The 24,575-nt window shown below is 63.6% G+C and carries 22 protein-coding genes; 14 read left to right on the top strand and 8 right to left on the bottom strand.

Translation table 11 applies throughout. The annotated features are described in order from the left end of the window. Positions 1 to 8: 8 nt before the first annotated feature. Positions 9 to 1,757: an extracellular solute-binding protein gene (locus ACN2XU_RS06340; RefSeq protein WP_419409698.1), complete on the bottom strand. Its 1,749-nt coding sequence runs from the start codon at positions 1,755 to 1,757 to the stop codon at positions 9 to 11. A gap of 297 nt (positions 1,758 to 2,054) precedes the next feature. On the opposite strand from ACN2XU_RS06340, the gene ACN2XU_RS06335 reads away from it, so the two are divergent. The 5 genes from ACN2XU_RS06335 to ACN2XU_RS06315 all read left to right on the top strand — a co-directional run bounded on the left by ACN2XU_RS06335 (position 2,055) and on the right by ACN2XU_RS06315 (position 7,468). After that, positions 2,055 to 3,005: a sugar ABC transporter substrate-binding protein gene (locus ACN2XU_RS06335; RefSeq protein ID WP_419409564.1), complete on the top strand. Its 951-nt coding sequence runs from the start codon at positions 2,055 to 2,057 to the stop codon at positions 3,003 to 3,005. 87 nt (positions 3,006 to 3,092) lie between these two features. Continuing rightward, positions 3,093 to 3,890, top strand: coding sequence for an SDR family NAD(P)-dependent oxidoreductase (locus ACN2XU_RS06330; RefSeq protein ID WP_419409563.1), 798 nt, complete (start codon positions 3,093 to 3,095; stop codon positions 3,888 to 3,890). A gap of 84 nt (positions 3,891 to 3,974) precedes the next feature. Next, entirely contained in the window at positions 3,975 to 4,949 is a 975-nt protein-coding gene (locus ACN2XU_RS06325; RefSeq protein ID WP_419409562.1) for an ABC transporter permease, read from the top strand. Between the two features lie 15 nt (positions 4,950 to 4,964). Beyond that, positions 4,965 to 5,966, top strand: coding sequence for an ABC transporter permease (locus tag ACN2XU_RS06320; protein ID WP_419409561.1), 1,002 nt, complete (start codon positions 4,965 to 4,967; stop codon positions 5,964 to 5,966). Then, on the top strand, positions 5,963 to 7,468 hold the full coding sequence (locus ACN2XU_RS06315; protein WP_419409560.1) for a sugar ABC transporter ATP-binding protein: 1,506 nt from the start codon (positions 5,963 to 5,965) through the stop codon (positions 7,466 to 7,468). The genes ACN2XU_RS06320 and ACN2XU_RS06315 overlap by 4 nt, the downstream gene beginning before the upstream one ends. Positions 7,469 to 7,549: 81 nt before the next feature. On the opposite strand, the gene ACN2XU_RS06310 is transcribed toward ACN2XU_RS06315, so the two are convergent. Next, positions 7,550 to 8,206 (bottom strand): GntR family transcriptional regulator, encoded by a 657-nt coding sequence (locus ACN2XU_RS06310; protein WP_419409559.1) that lies wholly within the window; start codon positions 8,204 to 8,206, stop codon positions 7,550 to 7,552. A gap of 133 nt (positions 8,207 to 8,339) precedes the next feature. On the opposite strand from ACN2XU_RS06310, the gene dctP reads away from it, so the two are divergent. From dctP to ACN2XU_RS06285, 5 genes are all read left to right on the top strand, one after another. After that, positions 8,340 to 9,326, top strand: coding sequence for a TRAP transporter substrate-binding protein DctP (dctP, locus tag ACN2XU_RS06305; RefSeq protein ID WP_419409558.1), 987 nt, complete (start codon positions 8,340 to 8,342; stop codon positions 9,324 to 9,326). Between the two features lie 74 nt (positions 9,327 to 9,400). Next, positions 9,401 to 9,970, top strand: coding sequence for a TRAP transporter small permease (locus ACN2XU_RS06300; RefSeq protein WP_419409557.1), 570 nt, complete (start codon positions 9,401 to 9,403; stop codon positions 9,968 to 9,970). Then, positions 9,970 to 11,286: a TRAP transporter large permease gene (locus ACN2XU_RS06295; protein ID WP_419409556.1), complete on the top strand. Its 1,317-nt coding sequence runs from the start codon at positions 9,970 to 9,972 to the stop codon at positions 11,284 to 11,286. The genes ACN2XU_RS06300 and ACN2XU_RS06295 overlap by 1 nt, the downstream gene beginning before the upstream one ends. After that, the gene (locus tag ACN2XU_RS06290; RefSeq protein WP_419409555.1) at positions 11,283 to 12,539 is read left to right on the top strand and encodes a malonyl-CoA decarboxylase; all 1,257 of its coding nucleotides are present in this window, start codon (positions 11,283 to 11,285) and stop codon (positions 12,537 to 12,539) included. Before ACN2XU_RS06295 ends, ACN2XU_RS06290 begins: the two co-directional genes overlap by 4 nt. Beyond that, entirely contained in the window at positions 12,536 to 14,047 is a 1,512-nt protein-coding gene (locus ACN2XU_RS06285) for a malonate--CoA ligase (protein WP_419409554.1), read from the top strand. The genes ACN2XU_RS06290 and ACN2XU_RS06285 overlap by 4 nt, the downstream gene beginning before the upstream one ends. A gap of 29 nt (positions 14,048 to 14,076) precedes the next feature. Here the strand turns inward: ACN2XU_RS06285 and nagA are convergent, their stop codons facing one another. From nagA to ACN2XU_RS06255, 6 genes are all read right to left on the bottom strand, one after another. Continuing rightward, positions 14,077 to 15,186 carry an N-acetylglucosamine-6-phosphate deacetylase gene (nagA, locus tag ACN2XU_RS06280; RefSeq protein WP_419409553.1) on the bottom strand — a complete coding sequence of 370 codons (1,110 nt, stop codon included), beginning with the start codon at positions 15,184 to 15,186 and terminating at the stop codon, positions 14,077 to 14,079. A gap of 14 nt (positions 15,187 to 15,200) precedes the next feature. After that, complete coding sequence (locus ACN2XU_RS06275) at positions 15,201 to 16,064, bottom strand: glucosamine kinase nucleotide-binding domain-containing protein (RefSeq protein ID WP_419409552.1); 864 nt, start codon at positions 16,062 to 16,064, stop codon at positions 15,201 to 15,203. A gap of 81 nt (positions 16,065 to 16,145) precedes the next feature. Continuing rightward, positions 16,146 to 17,108 (bottom strand): D-erythronate dehydrogenase, encoded by a 963-nt coding sequence (gene denD / locus ACN2XU_RS06270; protein ID WP_419409551.1) that lies wholly within the window; start codon positions 17,106 to 17,108, stop codon positions 16,146 to 16,148. Then, complete coding sequence (locus ACN2XU_RS06265) at positions 17,105 to 18,022, bottom strand: sugar kinase (RefSeq protein ID WP_419409550.1); 918 nt, start codon at positions 18,020 to 18,022, stop codon at positions 17,105 to 17,107. Before ACN2XU_RS06265 ends, denD begins: the two co-directional genes overlap by 4 nt. Next, on the bottom strand, positions 18,019 to 19,170 hold the full coding sequence (locus ACN2XU_RS06260) for a fumarylacetoacetate hydrolase family protein (RefSeq protein WP_419409549.1): 1,152 nt from the start codon (positions 19,168 to 19,170) through the stop codon (positions 18,019 to 18,021). The genes ACN2XU_RS06265 and ACN2XU_RS06260 overlap by 4 nt, the downstream gene beginning before the upstream one ends. Positions 19,171 to 19,191: 21 nt before the next feature. Further along, the gene (locus tag ACN2XU_RS06255) at positions 19,192 to 19,953 is read right to left on the bottom strand and encodes an SDR family oxidoreductase (RefSeq protein WP_419409548.1); all 762 of its coding nucleotides are present in this window, start codon (positions 19,951 to 19,953) and stop codon (positions 19,192 to 19,194) included. 199 nt (positions 19,954 to 20,152) lie between these two features. Between ACN2XU_RS06255 and ACN2XU_RS06250 the strand changes: the two genes are divergently transcribed. From ACN2XU_RS06250 to ACN2XU_RS06235, 4 genes are all read left to right on the top strand, one after another. Beyond that, positions 20,153 to 20,752: a LysE family translocator gene (locus ACN2XU_RS06250; protein ID WP_419409547.1), complete on the top strand. Its 600-nt coding sequence runs from the start codon at positions 20,153 to 20,155 to the stop codon at positions 20,750 to 20,752. Then, positions 20,749 to 22,143, top strand: coding sequence for an FAD-binding oxidoreductase (locus ACN2XU_RS06245; protein ID WP_419409546.1), 1,395 nt, complete (start codon positions 20,749 to 20,751; stop codon positions 22,141 to 22,143). Before ACN2XU_RS06250 ends, ACN2XU_RS06245 begins: the two co-directional genes overlap by 4 nt. 23 nt (positions 22,144 to 22,166) lie before the next feature. Beyond that, positions 22,167 to 23,087, top strand: coding sequence for an NAD(P)-dependent oxidoreductase (locus ACN2XU_RS06240; RefSeq protein ID WP_419409545.1), 921 nt, complete (start codon positions 22,167 to 22,169; stop codon positions 23,085 to 23,087). 506 nt (positions 23,088 to 23,593) lie between these two features. Next, a complete protein-coding gene (locus ACN2XU_RS06235) occupies positions 23,594 to 24,490 on the top strand; it encodes a phytanoyl-CoA dioxygenase family protein (protein WP_419409544.1) in 897 nt (298 codons plus the stop codon). Positions 24,491 to 24,575 lie beyond the last annotated feature (85 nt).

Raw genomic sequence — 24,575 nt, 5'->3', positions numbered from 1 at the left:
TCCTCGTATTATTTTATCCGATCTGCGGTGATCAGCGCGTCGGCCCTCTCCTGAGCCTTGCGCAATGCCTCGCGCGGGGAGATCAGCCCGCGCAGCATGTCGTGGAATTCCTCGCCGCAGATCTGGATGATGCCGCAGATTTCGGGCACGGGCGGGCGCGGCCAGAATTGCAATTCATCGCGCCAGGACATGCCGTCGACCGCCTCGAAAATCGACGAGGCGCGGCGCACCTCGGGATCGGAGCCGACGGAGTAGCGCGGGTTGGTGCGGCTGCCGTTCTGCACATAGAGCTTCTGTGCCTCGGGGGAGGTGAAGACGGTCAGCGCCTCGACGGCGGCCTTGATGCGCTCGGGGGCGAGATTGGCCGGAATGCCCATGACATAGCCGCCCACCGGCGCGACCTGGCTGGCGCCGGGGCCGGCCGGATGCGGCAGATAGCCGGTCTGGCCATAGGCCGGGCAGCTCTCGTCTCGCTCGAAATAGGGGGCCAGAAGCGTGTAGCCATAGGCCATGGCGATGTTGCCGGCAGCGTAGGGGCGGATGCGCTCGTACCAGGACATCGACAGGATGTCGGGCGGCGAATACTGCAGCAGTTCGAGCAGGAATTCCGCGGCGCGCAGCCCGGCCTCCGTGTCTATGGTGGCCCGGTAACCGCCCTGCGCGAGGCGATCGGTGTCGAAACCGCCCGCGATTTCCGGCAGATCGAGGATTGGTTGCCCGAAATCGGCGAGGGTCATCAGTACGGTATGGCCAAGGGCGGTGCCACGCGCGGCGTTCCACGCGATGCCATAACGCCCCCGGCGCGGCTCGTGCAGGGTTCGGGCGGCGTGCAGCAGCGCGTCGGTGGTCGCGGGCGGCTCCAGACCGGCCTTGGCAAACATGTCGCGGCGGTAGAAAAGCAACTCTGGCGTGGTCTGCGCGGGAACGCCGTAGGCCCGACCGCCCCAATGCGCCGCCTTCCAGCCCGCCGTGTGAAAATCCGCCGGATCGAGCCGGGACAGATCCATGATCTGATCGAGCGGCATCAGCACATCCTTCTGCGCGAACTCACCAATCCACGGCAGATCCACGGCGATGATGTCATAGCGGCTGGTGTCGCGCTGGGCGTTGCGGAGGGCTTCCTCGCGCAGGCGGTCGATGGAGAAGGCGCGCTGGCTTATGTCGGTGCCGATGACCTGTTCGAACTGGCGTTTGAGGTTGTCCATCACCATGAAGGTGGGATCGCCGTGCACCAGTACGCGAATGCCACCCGACACCTTGAGCTGCTCGTTGAGGACACGCAGCGGCGGGATGGACTGCGCCTCCGTGTAGCTGCCGCCGAAGTAGTAATCCTCGGAGTCCTGCCCCTTGTCCTGACCGCCAAAGCAGCCTTCGGCGATCCGGCGCAGACGGCCCGAAAGCTGCATCCACTGCGACAGCAGCGTTTCGCTGGGGTGCAGGGAGAAGCTCTTGCCGGTCTTGGTGCGGGGGCGCTGTTCGATCAGCCCGTCGTCGATCATCTGCTTCATGCGGCGGCTTGCGGTGGCGTAGGGCACACGGCTGGCGCTGATCAGGGATGTCGGCGTGATGGTCTTGGCGTCGAAATGGCCGTGCAGCAGGTGAAGAGCCATGCGCAGATGGGCGTTCGGTGCGATGATGTCCAGCGCCCCTTCGAGTTCGTTGCTGAACTCGTCAATGAAGGCCAGCATGGCAAGCGCCTCGCTTTGCGCCTGTGGCGCAACCGGGGTACTTTGACTATGTCCTACCATGGCATTCATCTTGTCGGTTTGCCTTTGCTGCGTGCGGCGCCTGTCTGTCTCCTGGCCATTATCCGGATCGGATGATTTGAACTGAGTCACAGGCTGTCTCCCGAAAATGTCCAATGTGGAGCTTCGAGCGTAGCGTGAAGATATCCATTTTGAGGAAAAAAATATCCAAAGTGGATATCATTGCTGCATTCATTGCGGCGCGGTCCGGCCAGACTACGTTTCATTCGCTCGGTGCGCCGAGTGGTGATTGGCGTCCGGGAGGGGCGCCGGGGAGAACAGACCGTATTGACCGGGGAGGAGACCCAAATGAAGTTTCGCACTATCCTTGCAGCTTCCACCGCCGTGTTTGCGCTGGCAGGCACCGCATCCGCCGAGAGCATGAAGATCGGCATCACGCAGAACAACGTGGGCGTCGACAGCTATCAGACCACCTATGAAAAGGCGTTCATCGCCGCCGCAGAAAGCAATCCCGATATCGAGGCCGTGGTGCTGGATGCCGGGGGCGACGTGGCGCGTCAGATCGCCCAGATGGAAGACCTGATCCAGCAGGAAGTGGATGCCATCATCATCTGGCCGACGAATGGCGAGGCGGTGATCCCGGCCGTGCGCAAGGCGCAGCAGGCGGGCATTCCGGTGATCGTGACCAATTCGAACATCGCCGAAGCGGGCTTTGATTTCGTCAAGTCCTTCTCCGGACCGGACAACATCACGCAGGGCGCACGCTCGGCCGAGATCATGTGCGACAAGTTCAAGGCGATGGGCATCGAGGATGAAGCCAACGTGGTGCATATTACCGGTCAGCCGGGTTACACCACTGCCATCGAGCGCGCCAAGGGCTTTGACGACCGTCTGCCCGAGGTCTGCCCGAACGTGACCGTTCTCGACACCCAGCCGGGCGACTGGAACCGCGAGAAATCGCAGCAGGTCATGGAAGCCTTCCTTGTCAAATATGACGACATCGACGGCGTTTATGCCGGTGACGACAATATGGGCGTCGGCGCGCTGAACGCCGCCAAGGCGGCGGGCCGTGAGGGCATCATCTTTGTCGGCGCCACCAACTTTGCGGTTGGCTACGAGGCGATGGCCGCCGGAGATTACTGGGGCTCGATCTACCAGTCGCCGGTGGACGATGCCGAAGCGGCACTGAAAACCGCTGTCGAGGTGTTGGATGGCAAGGACGTGCCGTTCCTGAACTACTTCGACACGCCGAAGATCACCCAGGACAACATGGACGAGTATACCAAGCCGGTCTTCTGAGACTCCTCCCGCCTGCGGGGCGCGCGCAGCCAGGATGCGCGCGCCCCGCATCGTCACACTTTTTCCATACACGAGGGGGGACGCGGCATGGGACGTGTTTCTGACCGCGTCTGCATCGTGACAGGCGCCGCACGGGGCATTGGCCGGGCGATCGGCGAAGCCTTGCTGGACGAGGGTGCCAAGGTCTGCTTTGCGGACATCAATGGCGCACAGGTGGCCGAGGTCGCCGAGGCCAACCGCAGCCGCCTGAACGGGCAGGGCGGGGCCGTGACGTCGGCGCAGGTCGATGTGACCGACCGCGAACAGGTGCGGGCGATGATCGCCCATACGGTCGAAACCTTTGGCCGTCTCGACGTCAAATTCAACAACGCCGGGGTGAACAAGCCGCAGAATTTCATGGATGTCACCGAGGACAACTGGAATTTCATCATGGGGGTGAATGGGCTTGGCTGCATGATCGGCATGCAGGAAGCCGCCCGCCAGATGATCGCCCAGGGGACCGGCGGCAAGATCATCAACACGGCGTCCATTGCCAGCCGCCAGGGTTTCGACAATGTCGCGCCCTATTGCGCCTCCAAGTTCGCGGTTGTGTCGCTGACGCAATCGGCGGCGCGGGGGCTGGCCAGGCATGATATCACCGTGACAGGGTTCGCGCCCGGCGTGGTGGCCACGGAGATGTGGGAGCAGGTCGATCAGGACTTGCTGAACATCGGGGCCGCCGAGCGCCCCGGACAGGCGATGGAGGAGTTTTCGGCCGAGATCCTGAAGGGCCGCGTTGCGCTGCCCCGGGACATCACCGGCACAACGACGTTTCTTGCCTCGAAGGACAGTGATTACATGACCGGCCAGATCGTGATGATCGACGGCGGCATGACGCTGATCTGACAGGCGACGCGGGAAGGCCAACCGGGGAGGGGCGGCATGTCCGACAGCACGACACACAAGGCCAGCGACCTTAGGGAGGGGAAAATGGCAACAGTGACCAAGCAGCAGATCGGAGGGATGCTTGCCAGGCAGGGCATCCTGATCGCGTTTGCGATCTTCATGATCGCCTTTACGATTGCCAACCCCAAGTTCCTGTCCGTCGACAACGTGTTCAGCGTGGTGCGCTCATCCGCGATCCTCGGGATCATGGCGCTTGGCGTGACCTTCGTCGTAATCAGCGGCAATCTCGATCTGTCGGTGGGGTCAATGATGTCCTTCTCGACCATCGTGGTGCTGGATCTGCATGACAAGATCGGGCCGTTTCTGGCCATTCCGGCGATGGTGGGGCTGACGCTGTGCCTCGGGGCGTTCATCGGGTTTCTGGTGGGGTATCTGAGGTTGAACTCATTGATTGTCACGCTGGGCATGCTCTCGGCGATCCACGGGCTGACGCTGACCTATTCGGGCGGCCAGAACATGGATATCGCCGACAAGGAAGGCACATGGTTCAGCGTCTTCGGACAAGGCACGGCGCTTGGTATTCCGGTGCCGATCCTGATTTTCGCGGCGCTGGCCGCGCTGCTTGGCCTGTCGCTGGCCAAGACACCCTTCGGGCGCAAGATCTATGCGGTGGGCGGCAATGGCACCGCGGCGACCTTTTCCGGCGTCCGCCGGGCGCGCACGGTGTTCACCTGCTACCTGATCTCTTCGGGCTGTGTGGCGATTGCCGGGCTGATCCAGGCGAGCCGGTCGCTTGGGTCGCAGAATACCGTCGGGCAGGGGCTGGAGCTTGAGGTGCTGGCGGCTGTCATCCTTGGCGGGGCGTCGCTTCTTGGCGGGTCCGGCACGATCTTCAAGACGGTCATCGGCGTGCTTATCCTGGGGTTCATCCAGAACGGTCTGCTGCTGGTCGGACTGCAGTTCTATGTTCAGTTCATTGTGACCTGGATCATCATCATCCTTGCTGTCTGGCTCGATATCGCGGCCAAGCGCGGCAAGCTCTGGTCGCCAATCGCGTAAGAGGGAGTGGGAACCATGCAATCGGGTGCACTGTCCAAGGCGCTGAAAAGCGGCGCGATCTGGGGCTTTATCGTGCTGGAGTTGATCTTTTTCAGCGTGGCGGGCGAATATCTGTCGCTCTCTGACAAGGCCTTCATGGACTATGACAACATGCTGCTGCTGCTCAAGCAGTCAGCGCCCATCGGGATCATTGCCATGGGCATGACGATCGTGATGGTCAACGGCAACATCGACCTGTCGGTCGGGGCGACCTTTGCCATTGCGGCCATCATCCTGCTGGACAGCATGACTTGGCCGATCTTTGCCGGTCTTGGCGATTGGGTGATCCCGGTGGCCTGGGTGCTGGCGCTCTTGGTGGGCACGGTTCTGGGCGCGCTCAACGGGCTGATCGTTTGGAAGACGGGGGTGGACGCCTTTATCGTGACGCTGGGCTCGATGCTCGGCTTTCGCGGGATCGTCTTCATGTTCAACGGCGAGAACCCCACCAGCCACCTGAACTGGACGCTGGTCGATTTCGCCGAAGCGGAGTTTCTCGGGCTGGCCACGGCGTCGTGGTTCTTGCTGGCGGTGACATTGGTCATTTGGTTCGTCATGGCGCGGACGGTGCATGGCCGCAACGCCTATGCCATCGGGGACAACCGCGAGGCGGCGGTCAATGCCGGCATCCGCGTCGGGCCGCACATGATGATCAACTTCGCGATTATCGGTTTTCTGGCGGCGCTGTCGGCGGTGGTGTTCTACTCCGAGAGCGGCTCGGTGAACCCCAACGACGGCCAGCTTTATGAATTGTGGGTGATCACTGCGGTTGTGCTTGGCGGGACCAAGATCACCGGCGGCGCGGGCAGCGTCATCGGCACCTTTGGCGGCGTCATCGCGATCCAGCTGCTGCGCAAGGGATTGGGCCATATCGGGGCGGATACCTCGACGGTGAACCTTGTCATTGGTCTGATCCTGATCGCCGTGCTGTTCCTGGACCGACAGTTGAACGTCAAAGGCAAAGAGGAGTTGAGAGTATGACCGATCCGGTTCTGCGCCTCGAAGGCATCGTCAAGACTTTCCCCGGTGTGCGCGCGCTTGATGGTGTGTCCCTCGACGTGATGCCGGGCGAGGTGCATGCGCTCATGGGCGAGAATGGCGCGGGCAAGTCGACCCTGATGAAGGTGCTGGGCGGCATTCATCAGCCCAACGAAGGCGCCATCTACATGGGCGATGCGCAGGTCGTCATGGCCGGTCCGCTGGAGGCCAAGGCCAAGGGCATCGTCTTCATCCACCAGGAGCTGAGCCTTGCGGAGGAACTCTCGGTGGCGGAAAACATCTATCTCGGTGAGCTGCCCCGCAAGCGCTTTGGCCGCGTCGACTGGGCGACACTGACCGAGCGGACCAACGCCATTCTCAAGAAGCTGAACGTGGGGTTCGATGCCCGGACCCGCGTCGGGGATCTGTCCATCGCCAATCAGCAGATGGTCGAAATCGCCCGCGCCCTGACGGTGGACGCCAAGGCGGTGATCTTCGACGAGCCGACCGCGTCCCTGACGGATGCGGAAAAGGTGGTGCTGTTCGATGTGATCGCGGACCTGAAGTCGGACGGGGTGGGGATCATCTACATCTCCCACCGCATGGAGGAGATCTTCAAGATCACCGACCGGATCTCGATCCTGCGCGACGGGCAGTATCAGGGCACGGTCGCCACCGCCGACACCGACGAGGAAAAGGTCACCCAGATGATGATCGGCCGCAAGCTGGACATCACGCGCAACGCGGTGCACCACGAGATTGGCGCGGTGGCGCTTGAGGTGCGGGGTCTGAGCTGCGGCAAGCTGTTCCAGGACGTCAGCTTCGAGGTGCGGCGCGGCGAGGTTGTCGGGTTCTATGGCCTTGTCGGCGCGGGCCGGACGGAGATTGCCGAGACGCTGTTTGGCCTGCGCGCCCCCTCCGCCGGGCAAATCCTGCTCGATGGCGCGCAGGTGCGCCTGTCTTCGCCGGTCGATGCGATTGCGCGCGGCATCTCCCTGGTGCCCGAGGATCGCAAGGGGCAGGGGCTTATTCTTGGCATGAACTGCCGCGACAACATGACCCTGCCGCAGGTGGATGATCTGAAGGCTGGTCCGTTCGTTGCCGAAGGCGCGGAAGTGGCGATTTTCGATCAATACCGCGACCGTCTGGATATCCGCACGCCGGGCTGGAAGCAGCAGGTGGGCAACCTGTCCGGTGGCAATCAGCAAAAGATCGTCATCGGCAAATGGCTGTCGATGCATCCCAACGTGCTGATCGTGGATGAGCCGACGCGCGGCATCGACGTCGGCAGCAAGTCGGAGATCCACAAGCTGCTGCGCGAACTGGCGGCACAGGGCTATGCGGTGATGGTGATCAGCTCGGAAATGCCTGAGGTGCTGCACGTTTCCGACCGGATCGTCGCGATGTATTCGGGCCGGATCATGCGCACCTTCACCTCCGAGGAGGTCAGCGAAGACAACCTCATTCAGGCGATTTCCGGGATCAAATCGGGCGAAGCGGCCTGAGCGGGGCGTCCAGGCGCCGGGCGGTGTCCTGTTCGGTCTGATCGGCCTTGCCGGCAGGCCGGGATCGCGGACAGGACCTGCCTATTCGGCGGCCGGTTTCAGGCTGGCCATCAGATGGTGGAATTTTTCGCCCTGCACCGCCACATGCGCACGCATGATGTCGGCGGCGGCGCGACCATCGCCGTCCGTGAGGGCGTTCAGAACCGCTTCGTGTTCGGACATGGACTGCCGCAGGCGACCACGCAGCCTGAGCTGGGTGCGGCGGAAGGGTTGCAGGCGGCGTTGCAGGCGCAGTGCCTCCTGTTCAAGAAAGCTGTTGCCGGCCTGACGGTAGATCAGCGCGTGAAAGCGTTCGTTTTCAAGATAATAGGCAACAGCGTCCTGCGACGTGACCGCCCGGGCGCAGCGCGTGTTGATCTCGGCAAGCTCGGTCAGCGCGGCGTCGGTGATGCGCGTGGCGGCGAGGCGGGCACAGATGGCTTCCAGCTCGGCCATGACTTCGAACATCTCGATCAATTCGACGGGTCCGGGCTGACGGACAAACACGCCACGGCGCGGGATCTGTTCGACGAGGCCGGACAGGGACAGCCGGTGCAGCGCCTCGCGGACCGGCGTGCGCGAGACGGAAAACCGCTCGGCCAGCATGACTTCCTCCAGCCTTGCCCCGTCCGGGAAGGTGCCATCGAAGATCCGCTCTTCGATCTCGTCCGCGATGATGTCCGACCGTTTGCGTTCCATGGGACAGGATTTTGCACGACTGGGGTGTGAACGCAATATTGGAATTCTTGTATACAAAATGTTTGACAGCGTGTGCATGGACTGCCACGTTGCCGGACAGACCGGAGAGGAGTCCGGCCAAGGGAGGAAAATCATGAAGCACTTTTTGTCTGCCACCGTGGCAGCCGCGGCGCTGTGCGCCACCGGCATCGCCGCATCCGCCGCCGAACTGCGCCTGTCGCACCAGTGGTCAACCGGCGATGTCCGTCATCAGGTCGCGCAGATCGTCGCCGATGAGGTGGCCGCTGCGGATGTCGATCTGGATATCAGGATTTTTCCGTCCGGCTCGCTTTTCAAGGCGCGCGAGCAGTACAAGCCGCTGAGCCGGGGCCAGCTTGATATGACGGTTCTGCCGCTGTCCTATGCTGGCGGTCAGCAGCCAGCCTATAATCTCACGCTGATGCCCGGTCTGGTGAAGAACCACGACCACGCCGCGCGGATGAACGACAGCGAATTCATGAGCGAGATCGAAAACATCATGGCCGAGGACGATGTCATGGTGCTGGTGCATGGCTATCTCGCCGGGGGCTTTGCGGGCCGCGATGCCTGCATCACCGGGCCGGATGACATGCAGGGCAAACAGACCCGTGCCGCCGGCAAGGCTTTCGAGCAGATGCTGGCCGGGGCCGGTGCGTCAATCGCGTCGATGGCGTCTTCCGAGATTTACAACGCCATGCAGACCGGCGTTCTGGACGCGGCGAACACCTCGTCGTCCTCATTCGTGTCCTACCGGATTTACGAGCAGGTCAAATGCTACACCCCGGCGGGGGATTATGCGCTTTGGTTCATGTATCAGCCGCTGCTCATCAACAAGAGCACCTATGACGGGCTGACCGACGCGCAGAAGGCGGCGCTTCAGGCGGGCGGGGAGAAGGCGCAGGCCTACTACCTCGAAGAAGCAAAGAAGCAGGACGCCGAGAGCGCCAAGGTTTTTGCCGACAACGGTGTGGAGATCGCGCAGATGAGTGCCGAGGAGTTCGACGCCTGGCGCGCGCTTGCGCAGCAGACGTCCTATAAAGCCTTCGTCGAAGAGACACCGGACGGGCAGAAGCTGCTCGATCTGGCGCTTTCGGTCGAGTGAGCGGACCGGCGGGGGCGGCCAGGCGTCGCCCTTGCCCTGATTGAAGACAATTCCTGACAGGACGGAGGGTGGCCATGGCGGGCCAGATCGGCGGCGCGGTTGCGCAGACCGGGAACAATCCATTTTTGCGAGGCGTGAACGCACTCAGTACTTTGGCGGGCTGGTGTGCGGCGGGCATGATCGTCGCGGCGGTGGCGATCACCTGCCAGATGATCTGGGTGCGCTTCGTGCTGAACGGCTCGACCGTGTGGCAGACGGAGGCGGTGATCTACCTCGTGATCGCGGCGACGCTTATCGGGCTGTCCTATGTGCAGCGGCTGCGCGGCCATGTGAACGTCGATCTGGTGCCTTTGGCGTTGCCGCACCGGCTGCGCAAGGCGATGGCGACGCTGACGCTTGGCCTGTCCATCGTGATCGTCGCGATCATGCTGTTCTATGGCTACGACTACTGGCATTTCGCCTGGGAGCGCGGTTGGAAGTCGGACACGGTCTGGGGTGTAAGACTCTGGATTCCCTATCTTTCGATCCCCGTGGGCTTTGCGCTGCTACTGTTGCAGTTGATCGCCGACCTGATCGCCATGTTGACCGGGGTCGAAGCGCCCTTTGGTCTTGAAGACACGTCTGACGCTGGGGAGACCAACTGATGGATCCGCTTTTGCTTGGCGCTTTTGTCGCCATTGCCACGATCGTGGTGCTGTTTTCCGGGGTGTCGGTGGCGCTTGGGTTGTTGATCGTCTCGGCGGGGTTCCTGCTGATCTTTGACGGCGCGCGCTCGCTTGAACTCATGCCGGAAATCCTGTTCGGCAAGCTCGACAACTTTGCGCTCCTGTCGATCCCGATGTTCATCATCATGGGGGCGTCCATTGCCTCCACCCGCGCCGGCGCCGACCTTTATGAAGCGCTTGAACGCTGGTTGACGCGGGTGCCCGGCGGTTTGGTGATTTCGAACCTCGGGGCCTGCGCGCTCTTTGCCGCCATGTCCGGGTCGAGCCCGGCCACCTGCGCCGCCATCGGCAAGATGGGCATCCCGGAAATGCGCAAGCGCGGCTATCCCGATGGCGTCGCCGCCGGGTCCATTGCGGCGGGTGGCACGCTGGGTATCCTGATCCCGCCGTCGGTGACCATGATCGTCTACGGCATCGCCACGGAGACTTCCATCGGGCGGCTGTTCCTCGCGGGGGTGATCCCTGGACTGATGCTCATGGCGCTGTTCATGGCTTGGTCGATCTATGCCACGGCCCGGTCCGGCGATCGCGCCTTGCTTGCCTCGCGCTCTTACACCTGGGCCGAGCGGATCGAGATCCTGCCGCGTGTTCTGCCGTTCCTCTTCATCATCCTTTGCGTGCTTTATGCCATGTACGGCGGCATCGCGACGCCGTCCGAAACCGCCGCCGTCGGCGCGCTGATGTGCCTCTTGGTTGCGATGATCATTTACAAACTCTGGTCGCCGAGGGCGCTCTGGACCGTGCTGCGCGATTCGACGCGGGAGAGCGTGATGATCCTCTTCATCATCGCCGCCGCCGGGGTGTTCTCCTACATGCTGTCCTCCCTGTTCATCACGCAGAGCATCGCGGCCTGGATCGGAGAGCTGGAGGTGAACCGCTGGGTGCTGATGATCGCGGTGAACCTGTTCCTGCTGGTCGCGGGGTTCTTCCTGCCGCCGGTGGCGGTGATCCTGATGGCGGCGCCGATCCTGCTGCCGATCATCGAAACCGCCGGGTTCGATCCGATCTGGTTTGCGGTCGTGCTGACCATCAACATGGAAATCGGCCTGATCTCGCCGCCGGTGGGGCTCAATCTCTATGTCATCAACGGCATCGCGCCGGACATTTCGCTCAAGACCATCCTTTCCGGCAGCATTCCTTTCGTTGGATGCATGGTTTTGGCTATCGTGCTCTTGTGCCTCTTTCCGGGGCTGGCAACATGGTTGCCGGACCTTGTAATGGGAGCCGCCAGATGAGTCTGTTTGCCGATCTTCTCTCGAACGTATTTGACAACCGGTATCGCTTTGGCCTTGCCCGTCAGGACGGGCGCAAGACAGAAGATCTGACCGCCGCGCTTGTCGGCGCGACCGGGGAGGTCACCGGGCAGGCGGTGGCCCGGCAGATCATCGACCGTTATGCTGGCTGGGACGACGATGAAAAGCTGGGTTTCTTCCGCCATCTCGCGACCGATCTGGACCTTGATCCCGCTGCGGTGCGCGCGGCCCTCGATGCCTATGCCGCACATTCGGACAAGGCCAGCTACCGCGCCTTCGCCGCCGCTGCCGAGCCGCCGCGCCAGGAATTGGTCCGGCGATTGAACCAGGTGCCGGGGGCGACGCGGCAACTGGTGCGGATGCGGGCGGATTTGCTCCGGCTGGGGCGCGGGGACGATGCGCTGATGGCGCTGGACCTCGATTTCCGGCATCTCTTTGCAAGCTGGTTCAATCGCGGCTTTCTGGTGCTGCGCCCGATCAGTTGGGAAAGCCCGGCGCATATCCTTGAAAAGATCATCGCCTATGAGGCGGTCCATGCAATCCACAGCTGGGATGATCTGCGTCGGCGGCTGCAGCCAGAGGATCGGCGCTGCTTTGCCTTCTTTCACCCCGCGATGCCGGACGAGCCGCTGATTTTCGTCGAGGTTGCCCTGACCAAAGGGGTGCCCGGCTCGGTGCAGGGGCTGCTCGCCGAGGCGCGCGACATCCTGTCGGCAGAGCAGGCCAACACCGCTGTCTTCTATTCGATTTCCAACTGTCAGGCCGGGCTTGCCGGGATTTCCTTTGGCAATTCGTTGATCAAACAGGTGGCCGCGGATCTGTCCAGCGCCCTTCCGGGCCTGAAGACCTTTGTCACGCTCTCGCCGATCCCCGGCTTTGCCCGCTGGCTCGATGCGCAGCCCGTCACCGTCGACACCTCCGATGATCTCAAGCTGCGTCAGCTTGCGGCCTATTACCTGACGCGGGCCAAACGTCCGAACGGGCTTCCGGATGATCCGGTCGCGCGCTTTCATCTGGGAAACGGAGCGCAGGTCCATGCCCTGCACGCGCAGGCGGATACCGCGCCAAACGGTCTGAAACAATCGCACGGGGTCATGGTCAATTACCTTTACGATCTGTCCCGCGTGTCGCAAAACCACGAAAAATTCGCGGCAGCCGGAGAGATTGCCACCGCTTCCGAGGTGCGCAGCCTCGCCTCCGCCGCCGAGACAGCCTTGAAGGAAATCACCTCATGAATCCGCTTTTCGACCGTCTCTTCGGAAAACACGCCGGCAAGGATACGCCTTTCCTGCATCTGGCCAGTGGCGAGACGCTGAGCCATGATCGCTTTCTGCGGATGGCTGCGCGGATGGCGCATGTGCTCAGTGGTGCGGGGCTTGCTCCCGGCGATCGACTTGCGGCGCAGGTGGAAAAATCTCCCGAAGCGCTGGCGCTTTACGCCGCCTGTGTGCAGGCGGGGGTGGTCTTTTTGCCGCTGAACACCGCCTATACCCGCGATGAGCTGTCGTATTTCGCGGAGAACTCCGGGGCCCGCATGGTTGTCGGCGATCCGTCCAGGGCCGGGGATCTGCGGCCAATGGTCGAAGGGCTTGGTGCGGTGCTCATGACGCTGGCCGCGGATGGCAGCGGCACGCTCACCGATGCGGCGCAAAGCCAGCCGGAGGTTTATGAAACGGTGGCGCGGGCGGAGGATGACCTTGCCGCGTTCCTCTACACTTCCGGCACCACGGGGCGCTCCAAGGGGGCGATGCTGACGCAAAAGAACTTGCTGTCCAACGCCGGGACGCTGGTCGAACACTGGCAGTTCACGTCTGATGACGTGCTTTTGCACGCGCTGCCGATCTTTCACACACACGGGTTATTCGTGGCGTCGAACGTGACGCTTCTGGCGGGCGGTGCGATGATCTTCCTGCCGAAGTTCGATCTGGACCAGATGATAGCGCTGATGCCGCGCGCGACGACCCTGATGGGCGTGCCGACCTTCTACACCCGGCTGCTTGACGATGCGCGGTTCGACAAGGACCTGACGCAGGGCATGCGCCTGTTCATCTCCGGCTCCGCGCCGCTTCTGGCGGAGACGCATGTTCGTTTTGAAGAGCGCACCGGGCATCGCATCCTTGAACGCTATGGCATGACGGAAACCAACATGAACACCTCCAACCCCTACGAGGGCGAGCGGCGCGCGGGGACCGTCGGTCTGCCGTTGCCGGGGGTGGAGCTCAAGGTCTGTGATCCGGAAACTGGCGCAGAGGTGCCACGCGGGGAGGTCGGACAGATCGAGGTGCGCGGCGACAACGTCTTCAAGGGGTACTGGCAAATGCCCGAGAAGACAGCCGCAGAGCTGCGCGAGGACGGTTTCTTCATCACCGGTGATCTCGGGACACAAGGCGAGGATGGCTATGTCACCATCGTCGGGCGCAACAAGGACCTGATCATTTCCGGGGGTTACAACATCTATCCAAAGGAAATCGAGCTGGTGCTGGACGATCAACCCGGCGTTCTGGAAACGGCCGTGATCGGCGTGCCGCATCCCGATTTCGGCGAGACGGTGGTGGCCGTTGTGGTGCCGGAGGCGGGCGCGAGCCCTGATGAGACCCTGATGGCGGCTGCCTGCGCGGAGAGCCTCGCCCGCTTCAAGCATCCGCGCAAGTTCATCACAGTGCCCGAACTGCCGCGTAACACCATGGGCAAGGTCCAGAAAAACATCCTGCGCGATGCCTACAAGGACCTGTTCAGCGCCTGATACCGGCGGCGGGCAGAGGCAGGCCGCAGTCAGAGTCTCCCGGCAAATCGGCCGGTGGCGTCCAGCCGGATGGCATGAAACGCCGCACCTGGGCGCAGGTGGCCGTGGTTTGCGGGTCTGCCCAGGAGGCGGGCGGGAAGGCTGGTCGCCATGGCCAGCGCGCGGGCGCGGGGCAATGGCAGTCCGGCGAGGATGCCAAGCGCCTGCGGCATGGTCAGATCGGCCCCGGCCAGCGTCCCATCCTCCAACGTCAGCCGCCCCTCCCGGCGCAGAACGCGGCGGCCGTTGAGGGTGAATTCGGTGATCTGTGAACCGACGGTCGCCATGGCATCGGTCACGAGGAACAGACTGCCGTCGGTTTTCGGCGCGCAAAGCGCAAGGCGCATCGCGGCGGGGTGGACATGAAACCCGTCGGCAATCAGCCCGGCACTGACCGCCGGATCATCGAGCACCGCGCCGACCATGCCCGGCGCGCGGTTGCCCATCGGGCTCATGGCATTGAACAGATGAGTGGCACAGCGCACCCCGGCGGCGAAATAGGCTCGCGCGGTGTCATAGTCGCAATCGGTATGGCCGAGCGAGAGGATCACGCCCGCCCGTGCGAGCCTGCGCGCGCGACCGAGAGGGACCGCTTCGGGCGCTATCGTGACCATGAGATTGGGCAGGCGGCGGGCCGCCTCGCACAGGAGGGCTTCGTCGGCGTCGGTCATGTCCCGGATCAGGGACGGATCATGCGCACCCTTGCGGGCAAGCGACAGATGCGGACCTTCGAGGTGCAGGCCGATGATGCCGGGGAGGCCGCGTTCGATCGCCTCCGCCACCGCATCCACCGCGCGGATGCTGCGCTCCGGCGTGTCGGTGATCAACGTCGGCAAGAGCGCCGTGGTGCCGGTTGAGGCATGGGCCTCGGCGATCTGGACAAGGGCCTCCACGCTGGTGTCGTCGTTGAACAGCACGCCGCCGCCGCCGTTGACCTGCAGGTCTACAAAACCGGGCAGGATCGTGCCGTCCAGAGGCTCGGCGTTCGGGGCATCGGCGCGGGGAACGATGGCCTGAAGCGTCTCTCCGTCAAGCCGAAGGGCATGGTCGGTATAAAGCGTTGTGCCGTCGAAAATCTCCGGTGCGGTGATGTCGCGCATGGGGCGGTCCTTGGTTAGAGCGATTGTCGGGCAGCGAGGCGCAGGGCGCCATCAAGGGCGGACCCCTCGGCGGAAACGAGAGCCATGGCGAGCGCCTCCGGCAGATACCCGGCGTAGTGCGGGCCAAGCCCGCCAGACAGACAAAGCGGCGCGCCGGGGGGATGCCCAAGTGCGCTCAGCGCCTGCACGATCTGCACGGCACCCTCGGCCATCAGCGCGGCGCCCGTTCCGTGCGGGTCTGCGGTTATGCGCGGGGCGAGGGCGGCATAATCGCTGGCGCCTGCCTTGGCGGCGAAGGTGACGATGCCTGTGGGGCCGCCAAGCTCTTGCAGGATCTGAGCAAGCAGTGGTTCGTCCGCGATCACCCCGTCCTGCGCCTGCAGGGTCCGGCGCAGCAAAGCCCGGCCAAGCCACGCGCCCGAGGCCTCATCGGACAGGGCAAAGCCCCAGCCGCCGATGCTGCGAAAACCGCCGCCACTCTGCCGGGCAAAGAAGCTGCCGGTGCCAATGGCCGCAAGGCTGCCGTCGCGGTCTCCCAGCGCCCCGGCGAGCATGGTTTCGCGATCCTCTGTGACCGTGAGCCGGGTCAGCGGCAGCGCCGCTTTCACCGCGTCGGCAATATGCGGTGCAATCACCCCGGCAAGTCCCGCATGGGCCGGCAGGCCGCGCATCTCCGTATCGCTCAGACCTGCGTCCCGCGCCGCACGCCCAAGTGCGTCCAGAACGTTTCGAATGGTCCCGGCGCGGTTGGTAAAGGCATTTGCCGGGCCGCCGTTCGCGCGCGTGATGATCTTGAGATCCGGCGTCGCGATGGCCACGCGGCAGCCGGTGCCGCCACCGTCGATGCCGATCAGAAAGGGCGGCTTGGGGGTGCTCATGGGAGGGCGATAGCATGCGCCGGATGGATTGAGAATGGGCAAGCGCCGCGCCCGGGAGCAGGGCGGCGCTTGCGATGGGCATCAGCCCGGCAGATCGTCTTCGAGGAAATAGCGGATGTTGTCCTCGAAGCTGTTGTCGGCCTTGAGGCCGAGCGTTTCCGCCTTTTCCGGACGGATGTCGTTGCGCCAGCCATCGAGGATGCCCTGAATCTCGGGCTGCGGGTTCCAGGTGATCAGCTTGGCCGGCTCCGGGCCCGCGACGGCGGTCATGGCGTCGATCATCTGCTGAATCGTCCAGACCCGGCCCGGCATGGTCATGCAGCGGCGTTTGCCAAAGGCCTCTTCGTCGATTTCCGCAGCGGTGACGAGGTTCTCGACGCATTGCTGCGGCGAGAGATAGAAATGCGTGAAGTCCGGGTCCACCGGGCAGTTGGCCGGCTGGCCCTGCAGCGGCTCGCGGAAGATGGACGACATGAACCCGGAGGCGGCGCGGTTCGGAGCGCCAGGCCGGACAGAGATCGTCGGCAGGCGGAAACCGCGCCCGTCGATAAACCCCTTGCGGCTGTAATCCTCGACCAGCAGTTCGCCGATGAGTTTTTGCGCGCCGTAGGAAATCTGCGGATTGAGCGCGGAATTGTCGGTAAACGGCTGCGGCACCTCACCGCCGAACACGGCGATGGAGGAGGTGAAGACAAGGCGCGGCCGGGTGCCAAGCGCCCGGGCGCGTTCCAGCACGTTGATCGTGCCGTACATGTTGATCTTGTAGCCGAAGTCGAAGTCCTCTTCGGCGTGGGCCGAGACCACGGCGGCCAGCAGGTAGATCACATCCACATCCGCCGGAATCGTGGCGTCCACGGACGCGCGGTCCGAGATGTCACAGGTCGTGTAGTCGACCGGGAAGGGGGCGTCGATCCGGGCGGGATCATTGATGTCGGCGAGGGTCAGCTTGCTGATCGGCTTGCCGTTCAATTCGCCAAGGCTGGCCAGTTTCCGGGCGAGCTTCTGGCCGACCATGCCGCCGCCGCCGATGATGAGAACGTTCATGTGTTTCCTCCCTCGAAGATTTGTGGCGCCAGCGCGCCGCGTTGTTGGATGACTTGCGCCGCGAGGCTCGCGGCGGCCTTTGTGGCCTCCGCCACCGAGCCGCCCATTGCACGCGCCGCAAGGAAACCCGCACCGAAGCTGTCGCCGGCGGCGGTGCTGTCGACGACCTGCGCAACCGCAGGCGGGTCATAGCGGAAATCGCCCTCTGCCTCGGACCAGACATGGCAGATATCCGAGCCGTTTTTGACCGCGACGGTCGTCGCGCCAAGCGCGCGATAGCGGGCGATGGTGTCGTCCGGAGTGATGTCGCCAAAACAGAGCTGCTCTTCGTCGAAGCTGGGCAGCACGGTGTCGGAGACGGCCGCGCCCATCTTGAGCCCCTCGGCCATGGTCTGCGCATCCTCCCACAGGCGGGGGCGCAGGTTGGTGTCGAAGGCGACATGGGTGCCGTTGGCCCGCGCCCGGCCGAGGGCGGCGCAAAGCGTCGTGCGGCCTTCGGGGGGCAGGATGGCCAGCGTGATGCCGGAGACCTGCACGACGTCCGTCCCTTGCAAAATGCCGTCAAGCCAGGCCGGATCGTCGCCCAGCGTTCTGGCCGCCGATTGCCCGCGCCAGTAGGAAAAGCTGCGCTCTCCCTTATCGAGGCTGATCATATAAAGCCCGGCTGTCCGTGCGGGGTCGCGGCGGATGGTGTCCGTTCCGACCCCCTGCGCCGCGATGAAGCGCAGCATATCGTCCGAGACCGCATCGGTGCCGACCACCGTGCCATAAGACACGTCCCAGTCAGCGGGCAGCAGGCGGCGGGTGTACCACGCGGTGTTGAACGTGTCTCCAGCATAGCCCTTGCGGAACAGGCCCCCGTCCGCCGGGGCCATCTCCACCATGATCTCACCAAGGCTGAGAAAGCAACTCATAGCAGGCCGCGACCGGCCAGATTGCGCATCAGCTCCCGCGTGCCAAAGGTCCATTCCGGCGCTTCGGTCGAGAGGCGCACGGTGTTTTGCAACGCGCCGAGTTTCGGCTCTGCAATCGTCACCACATCGCCGAGCTTGTGGGTAAAACCCTGCCCTGGTGTGTCGCGGTCCTGGATCGGGGCAAAGAGCGTCCCGAGATACAGGAAAAATCCATCCGGGTATTGGTGATGGCGACCAATGGTTTGCGCGACGATGTCGGCGGGGCGGCGGCTGATCTTGTTCATCGAGCTGTGCCCGTTGAGCTCGAAGCCGTCCTCGCCGGTGACGGTGAGCGTCAGCTCGGCGTTCTCCACATCGTCCATGCCGTAATCCGCGTCGAACAGGCGCACAAAGGGGCCAAGCGCAGCAGAGGCGTTGTTGTCCTTGGCCTTGCCCAGCAGCAGTGCGGAGCGGCCCTCGACGTCGCGCAGGTTGACATCATTGCCGAGAGTCGCGCCGCGAATTTCGCCGCGCGCGTTGACCGCAAGGACGATCTCCGGCTCCGGGTTGTTCCATGTGCTGATCGGGTGCAGGCCAACGGCGGCGCCCCAGCCAACGGCGGCCATGGGCTGGCACTTGGTAAAGACCTCGGCGTCCGGGCCGATGCCAACCTCCAGATAGGCGGACCACAGGCCCTCTGCCTGCAGCACGCGCTTGACCTCCATGGCCTTTTCGCTGCCCGGCTCGATGCCGGAGAGGCTGTCGCCGATGGCGGTTTTCACCCGGGCGCGGATTTCCTCGGCGCGGTCGGCGTCACCGGCAGCCTGTTCTTCGATCACCCGTTCGACCATCGACTCGGCGAAAGTGACGCCGGAGGCCTTGATCGCGGAGAGATCAGCGGGCGCGAGCAGGCGCAGGGCGTCCGGGCCTGCGCTCTCGACCGAGGCGGCCGCGAGATCGGCCAGTGTGCAAACCTCTTCGCCCTGCGCCGCGCGGACATGGGCGGCGGGATCGGGCAGATCGAGCAGGTCCGACAGGGTCGGCGCGGCGCGCGATGTGATATCGACGACCGTGTCACCGCGTAGGGTGACAATGGCGGGGCCGACGCCGGGGCGCCAGATGCGCCCGACGAGGCAGGCATTCGGATCGGTGTTTTGATGCGGCAGCATGGACGGTTTCCTGTTCTGCGGTCAGAGACTGGCGGTGATGCCGCCATCGACAAACAGCGTATGGCCGTTGACGAAGCTGGCAGCGTCGGATGAAAGAAAAACGCAGGCGCCGACAAGCTCTTCTACGCGGCCCCAGCGCCCGGCGGGGGTGCGCTTTTCCAGCCATGTGGTGAATTCGGGATCGGCAACCAGCGCCGCGTTCAGCGGCGTGTCGAAATAGCCCGGCGCGATGGCGTTGCAGTTCAGGCCGTACTTGGCCCAATCCGTCGCCATGCCCTTGGTCAGGTTCGCAACCGCGCCTTTGGAGGTTGTGTAGGGCGCGATGCCGGGACGGGCGAGGGCCGTCTGTACGCTTGCGATGTTGATGATCTTGCCACGTTTGCGGGTGATCATGTGGCGCGCAACGGCCTGCCCGACATAAAACACCGAATTGACGTTGGTGCGCATGAGCCTGTCGAAGTCCTCGGCGGGAAAATCCTCCAGCGGGGTGCGGTGCTGCATCCCGGCGTTGTTCACGAGGATGTCGATGGCGCCGTTGGCCGATTCGTAACCGTCGATGGCGGCGCGGGCGGCCTTGGCGTCGGTCACGTCAAAGGGCAGGGTGTCCACCGAGGCACCCTCGGCGCGCAGGCTTTCGGCGGCCTCTTCGAGGCGCTCGGGGTTGCGCGCGTTCAGCACGAGGTTAGCGCGCGCCTGCGACAGCCCGCGCGCCAGCGCCAGACCGATTCCCATGGACGAGCCGGTGACGAGCGCCCGGCGCCCGCTTAGATCAAACAGTGTCATATGTCCTCCCGCGCCCCTCCTGCTTCGTCCGCTGCGGGACGTTGACATTCCGGGGCAATTCCGTGTTGGATGAAATGGTATACCATTTGTCGGGCGATGCAAGCAGCCGCCGGACAGACGGGCAATTCCGGGGGAGGGCACTTATGACAGCAGGCGCAGGCGCGACGCATTGCGGATGCGGTATGCACGGGGCAAACCCATGCTGACCTTCGCCGCCGCCGTGTTTTTCCTGATCGTCACACCCGGTCCCGGCGTTCTGTCGACGGCGGGACTTGGCGCTGCTTACGGGTTTCGCGCCGGGCTGCGCTATGTGATTGGCCTGTTCCTCGGCACCAATATCGTGGCGCTTGCGGTGATCAGCGGGGTCGCGGCCATCGTCCTGTCCGTGCCGGTGATCCGCACGGTGCTGATGATCGCTTCGGTAGGCTATCTGATCTATCTCGCGTCGCGCATCGCCTTTGCAGGCTCGAAGCTCGCCTTTATCGAGGCCAAGGCCCCGCCGGCCGTGCTCGCCGGGATCGCGCTTCAGGCGATCAATCCCAAGGCCTATGCGGTCAACACCACGCTCTTTGCCGGCTTTGCCTTTGCCCCGGACAACCTCGCCTTCGAGACCATCGCCAAGCTGTTGATCGTCAACGCGATCTGGATCCCGATTCATCTCGGTTGGCTCTGGGCCGGGGCGAGCCTGCACAAGCTGAACCTGAGCGAGACGAACCAGCGTCGCATCAACTATCTCATGGCGGCGTCCATGCTGTTTGTTGTCGCGCTCGCCCTCTACTCCGGACTGAAACAAACATGACCATCGCCACCGCCATAACCCGCCTGTCTGACTTGCTGGGCGACCGCCTTGTCACGTCACAGGCCGACCGCACCCTGCACGGTCAGAATGAAACCTATTATCCCAACACACCGCCCGACGCGGTCGCTTATCCCGAGACAACCGAAGAGGTCAGCGCGATCCTGAAGATCTGCCATGCAGACGGGTGCCCGGTCACGCCCGTCGGCGCGGCGTCTTCGCTCGAAGGGCAACACCTCGCTGTTCAGGGCGGCCTGTCGCTTGATATGACTCGGATGAACGCGGTTTTGCAGGTGAACGCCGAGGATCTCAACGCGGTCGTGCAGCCCGGCATCACCCGCATGACGCTCAATCAGGAACTGCGCACCACGGGTCTGTTCTTTCCGGTCGATCCCGGCGCGGATGCGTCGATCGGCGGGATGACAGCGACGCGCGCTTCGGGGACGACGGCGGTGCGTTATGGCACCATGCGCGAGAATATCCTTGCCCTGGAGGTGGTCATGGCGGACGGGACGGTGATCCGCACCGGCACGAAGGCGCGCAAATCTTCCACCGGCTACGACCTGACGCATCTGATGGTGGGCAGTGAGGGCACGCTTGGCATCATCACCGAGCTGACGCTGCGTTTGCAGGGCATTCCGGAGGCGACAGCGGCGGCCACCTGCCGCTTTGCCTCCGTCGAGGAGGCGGTAAACTGCGTGATCCTGACGATCCAGTCGGGTCTGCCCATGGCGCGGATCGAACTGCTGGACCATATGATGGTGCGCGGTTTCAACGCCTATGCGGATGCCGGTCTGCCGGAAATGCCGCATCTGTTTCTGGAGTTCCACGGCTCGGAGGCGGGGGTAACCGAGCAGATGGCGCTCTTCGCCGAGATTGCCGAAGACTTCGGGGCGGAAGGCTGGAAGACCGCACGCCGCGCCGAAGATCGTAACGCCCTGTGGAAGATGCGCCACAGCGCGCATTACGCCTCTGCCGCGCTGGGCACGGGCAAGCATATCTGGCCCACGGACGTCTGCGTGCCGATCAGCCAATTGGCCGAAGCAGTGGTGCAGGCCCAGGACGACGCCGTACGCCTCGGCCTGACCAGCACGATCGTAGGCCATGTCGGGGATGGCAACTTTCACGCCGGGCTCAGCATCGACCCGAACAACCCAGAGGAAATGGCCCGGGCAGAAGAGTTCACCGAAGCGCTGGCCAAGACCGCGCTGCGGCTTGGCGGGACGGTCTCTGGAGAGCACGGCGTCGGCCTCGGCAAACAGAAATACATGGTGGCCGAACATGGCCCCGCGCTGGCGTACATGCGCAGCATCAAGCAGGCACTGGACCCCAAGGGGATCCTGAACCCCGGCAAGATGCTGCCGCCAGAGGCGCTGGCGCAAGCCGCAGAATAATACGCAAAACGGGAGGAGAAAAAATGTCAGACAAACCCACAGTGGGCTTTATCGGCGTGGGCCTGATGGGCCACGGCATGGCCAAGAACATCCTGCAGGGCGGCTATCCGCTGGTCATCAAGGGCAACCGCAACCGCGATCCGGTCGAGAGCCTCAAGAGCATGGGCGCAACGGAGGTGCAGACCCCGCGCGAGATGGCAGAGCAATGCGACGTCATCCACCTGTGCCTTGGCAACTCGCCGCAGATCGAAGCGGTCTATCACGGTGAGGACGGTCTTCTGGCGGGTGCACGCCCCGGCCTGATCGTCGTCGATTGCTCCACCGCCGATCCGGTCTCGACCATGAAGCTGGCCGAGGCGCTGGCCGAAAAGGGCGGCACAATCGTCGATGCCCCACTTGGCCGCACCCCGAAAGAGGCGGAGGAAGGGACGCTGGATGCCATGGTCGGCGCGGATGATGACAGCTATGCCAAGGTCCTCCCCATCCTCGAATGCTGGGCGGGCAATATCAACCGCGTCGGCGGAACCGGCGCAGGCCACAAGATGAAGCTGCTCATGAACCTGATCAGCATGTCCTATGCCGCGCTCTATGCCGAAGCCACGGTGCTGGGCGCCAAGGTCGGCATCGCGCCGCAGACGGTGCAAAAGGTGATCGGCTCATCCCGGCTCGGCAATGGCTTTTTCGACACATTCATGAGCTACGCCGTGGACCGCAATCGCGACGCCCACAAGTTCACCATCGCCAATGCCTCCAAGGATGTGCGCTACGCCAATGCCATGGCGGCGGATGCCGGGGCGCTGACCCTGATCGCCTCGGCCACGCGGCAGTATTTCTCCCATGTGGAGGCGATTGGCCACGCCGACGATTACGTACCGTTCCTGGCCGATCATGTCGCTCGGCTGAACGGCATGGACCTCGAAGAGGAAGTCAGCAAAGGCGCCTGACGCGGACGCCTCTCTTTGGAAAAGGGGATGGGGCGCAGCGCCCGCCCTGCGGCCCCCGGGTGTTTGTGAAAGAGAAGAAGCCAGGGTCGGCGCCTTGCGCTTCTTCTCTGTTCAAATATCCCGGGGGTGAGGCTCGCAGAGCCGAGGGGGCAGCGCCCCCTGCTCCCCGATCCGGGCTGGAGCAGAGCACAGCCGATGTCGATACACGTTGGAGCCGAGGGCCTCCCAAGAACCAAAGCCGCAACCCGTCGGCTGATCCCTTGCCAACTTTCCAAACAAAATTCTCAGCTCACGCCCGCAGCCCCGTCAAACCAGATATCGCCAGGTCCGGATAATGCCAGCGCCATGATCCCCGCGTTCTGCGCCCTGGCGCGCATCGTCGCCATTCAGGTTCGCCGTTCAGACCGGTTCGACCCGCTGTCTTGACGGTCGAGACAGGGCGATGGTAACGATTTCACCAGCCTTGGTATCGATACCATCGGCGGCAAATTGGGTGGCGCAACACGATGCTTACGCAGGATCAGAAAGTTTTTTTCGAGGAAAACGGCTACCTCATGGTTGAGGATGTGCTGACCCCGGAGCAGTTGGCGAAGTTGCAGGACATCACCAAGGGGTTGATCGAAGCCTCCCGGACTGTCACCGAAAGCAACGAACGCTATGACCTCGACAAGGGCCACGGACCGGATAATCCACGGCTGACCCGTATCAAACTGCCTCACAAGATCGACCCGTACTATTGGGAAATTCTGACCCGGTCCAAGGTGACCGACGTGCTGACCGATCTGCTGGGACCGGATACCTACCTCAACACGGCAAAGCTGAACACAAAGGCTCCCGGCGGTGGTGCGGCGGTCGAATGGCATCAGGACTGGGCGTTTTACCCACACACCAATGACAGCCTGCTGGCCTTTGGCCTGAACCTCGCGGATGTGGACGAGGATACCGGCCCCCTGATGGTCATTCCCGGATCGCAGCTCGGCCCGGTTCTGAGCCATCACAACGACGGCGTGTTCTGTGGCGCAATCGACCCGGACGATCCGCTGTTCGAAATGGACAAGGCCGTGACCCTGACGGGCAAGGCTGGCAGCATGACGGTGCACCATGTGCGTATTCTTCATGGCTCGGCGCCCAATGTCTCGGACCGGGCGCGGCTGATCCTGTTCTACGAATTGGCGGCGGCGCATGCCTGGCCCTTGCTTGGCGGGGCAAGCTACATTCACGCGCTCGGTCAGCGCGGGTTCTGGGAGGACTTGCAAAGCCGTATCGTCACGGGCACGCCCTGCCTGACGCCACGGCTTGCGGATGTGCCGGTGCTGATGCCGCTTCCGCCTGCAAAGGACAACACCTCAATCTTCAAGACACAGATGTCTGGCGGCGCAAAGAGCGCCTTTTCCGTGAAGTAGGCCAAGAAAGGCGCCGCAGCAGGCTTGCGAACTCGGCGGTTCCACGGGCGCGGCATCTCGTCTTTGGTCCGAAAATACCTCGGGG

The organism is Pacificoceanicola niger (assembly GCF_048553275.1).
Lineage (GTDB): Bacteria > Pseudomonadota > Alphaproteobacteria > Rhodobacterales > Rhodobacteraceae > Pacificoceanicola.
Note: the sequence above shows the minus strand (reverse complement) of the source record. Positions and strands in the feature narration are given on the sequence as shown.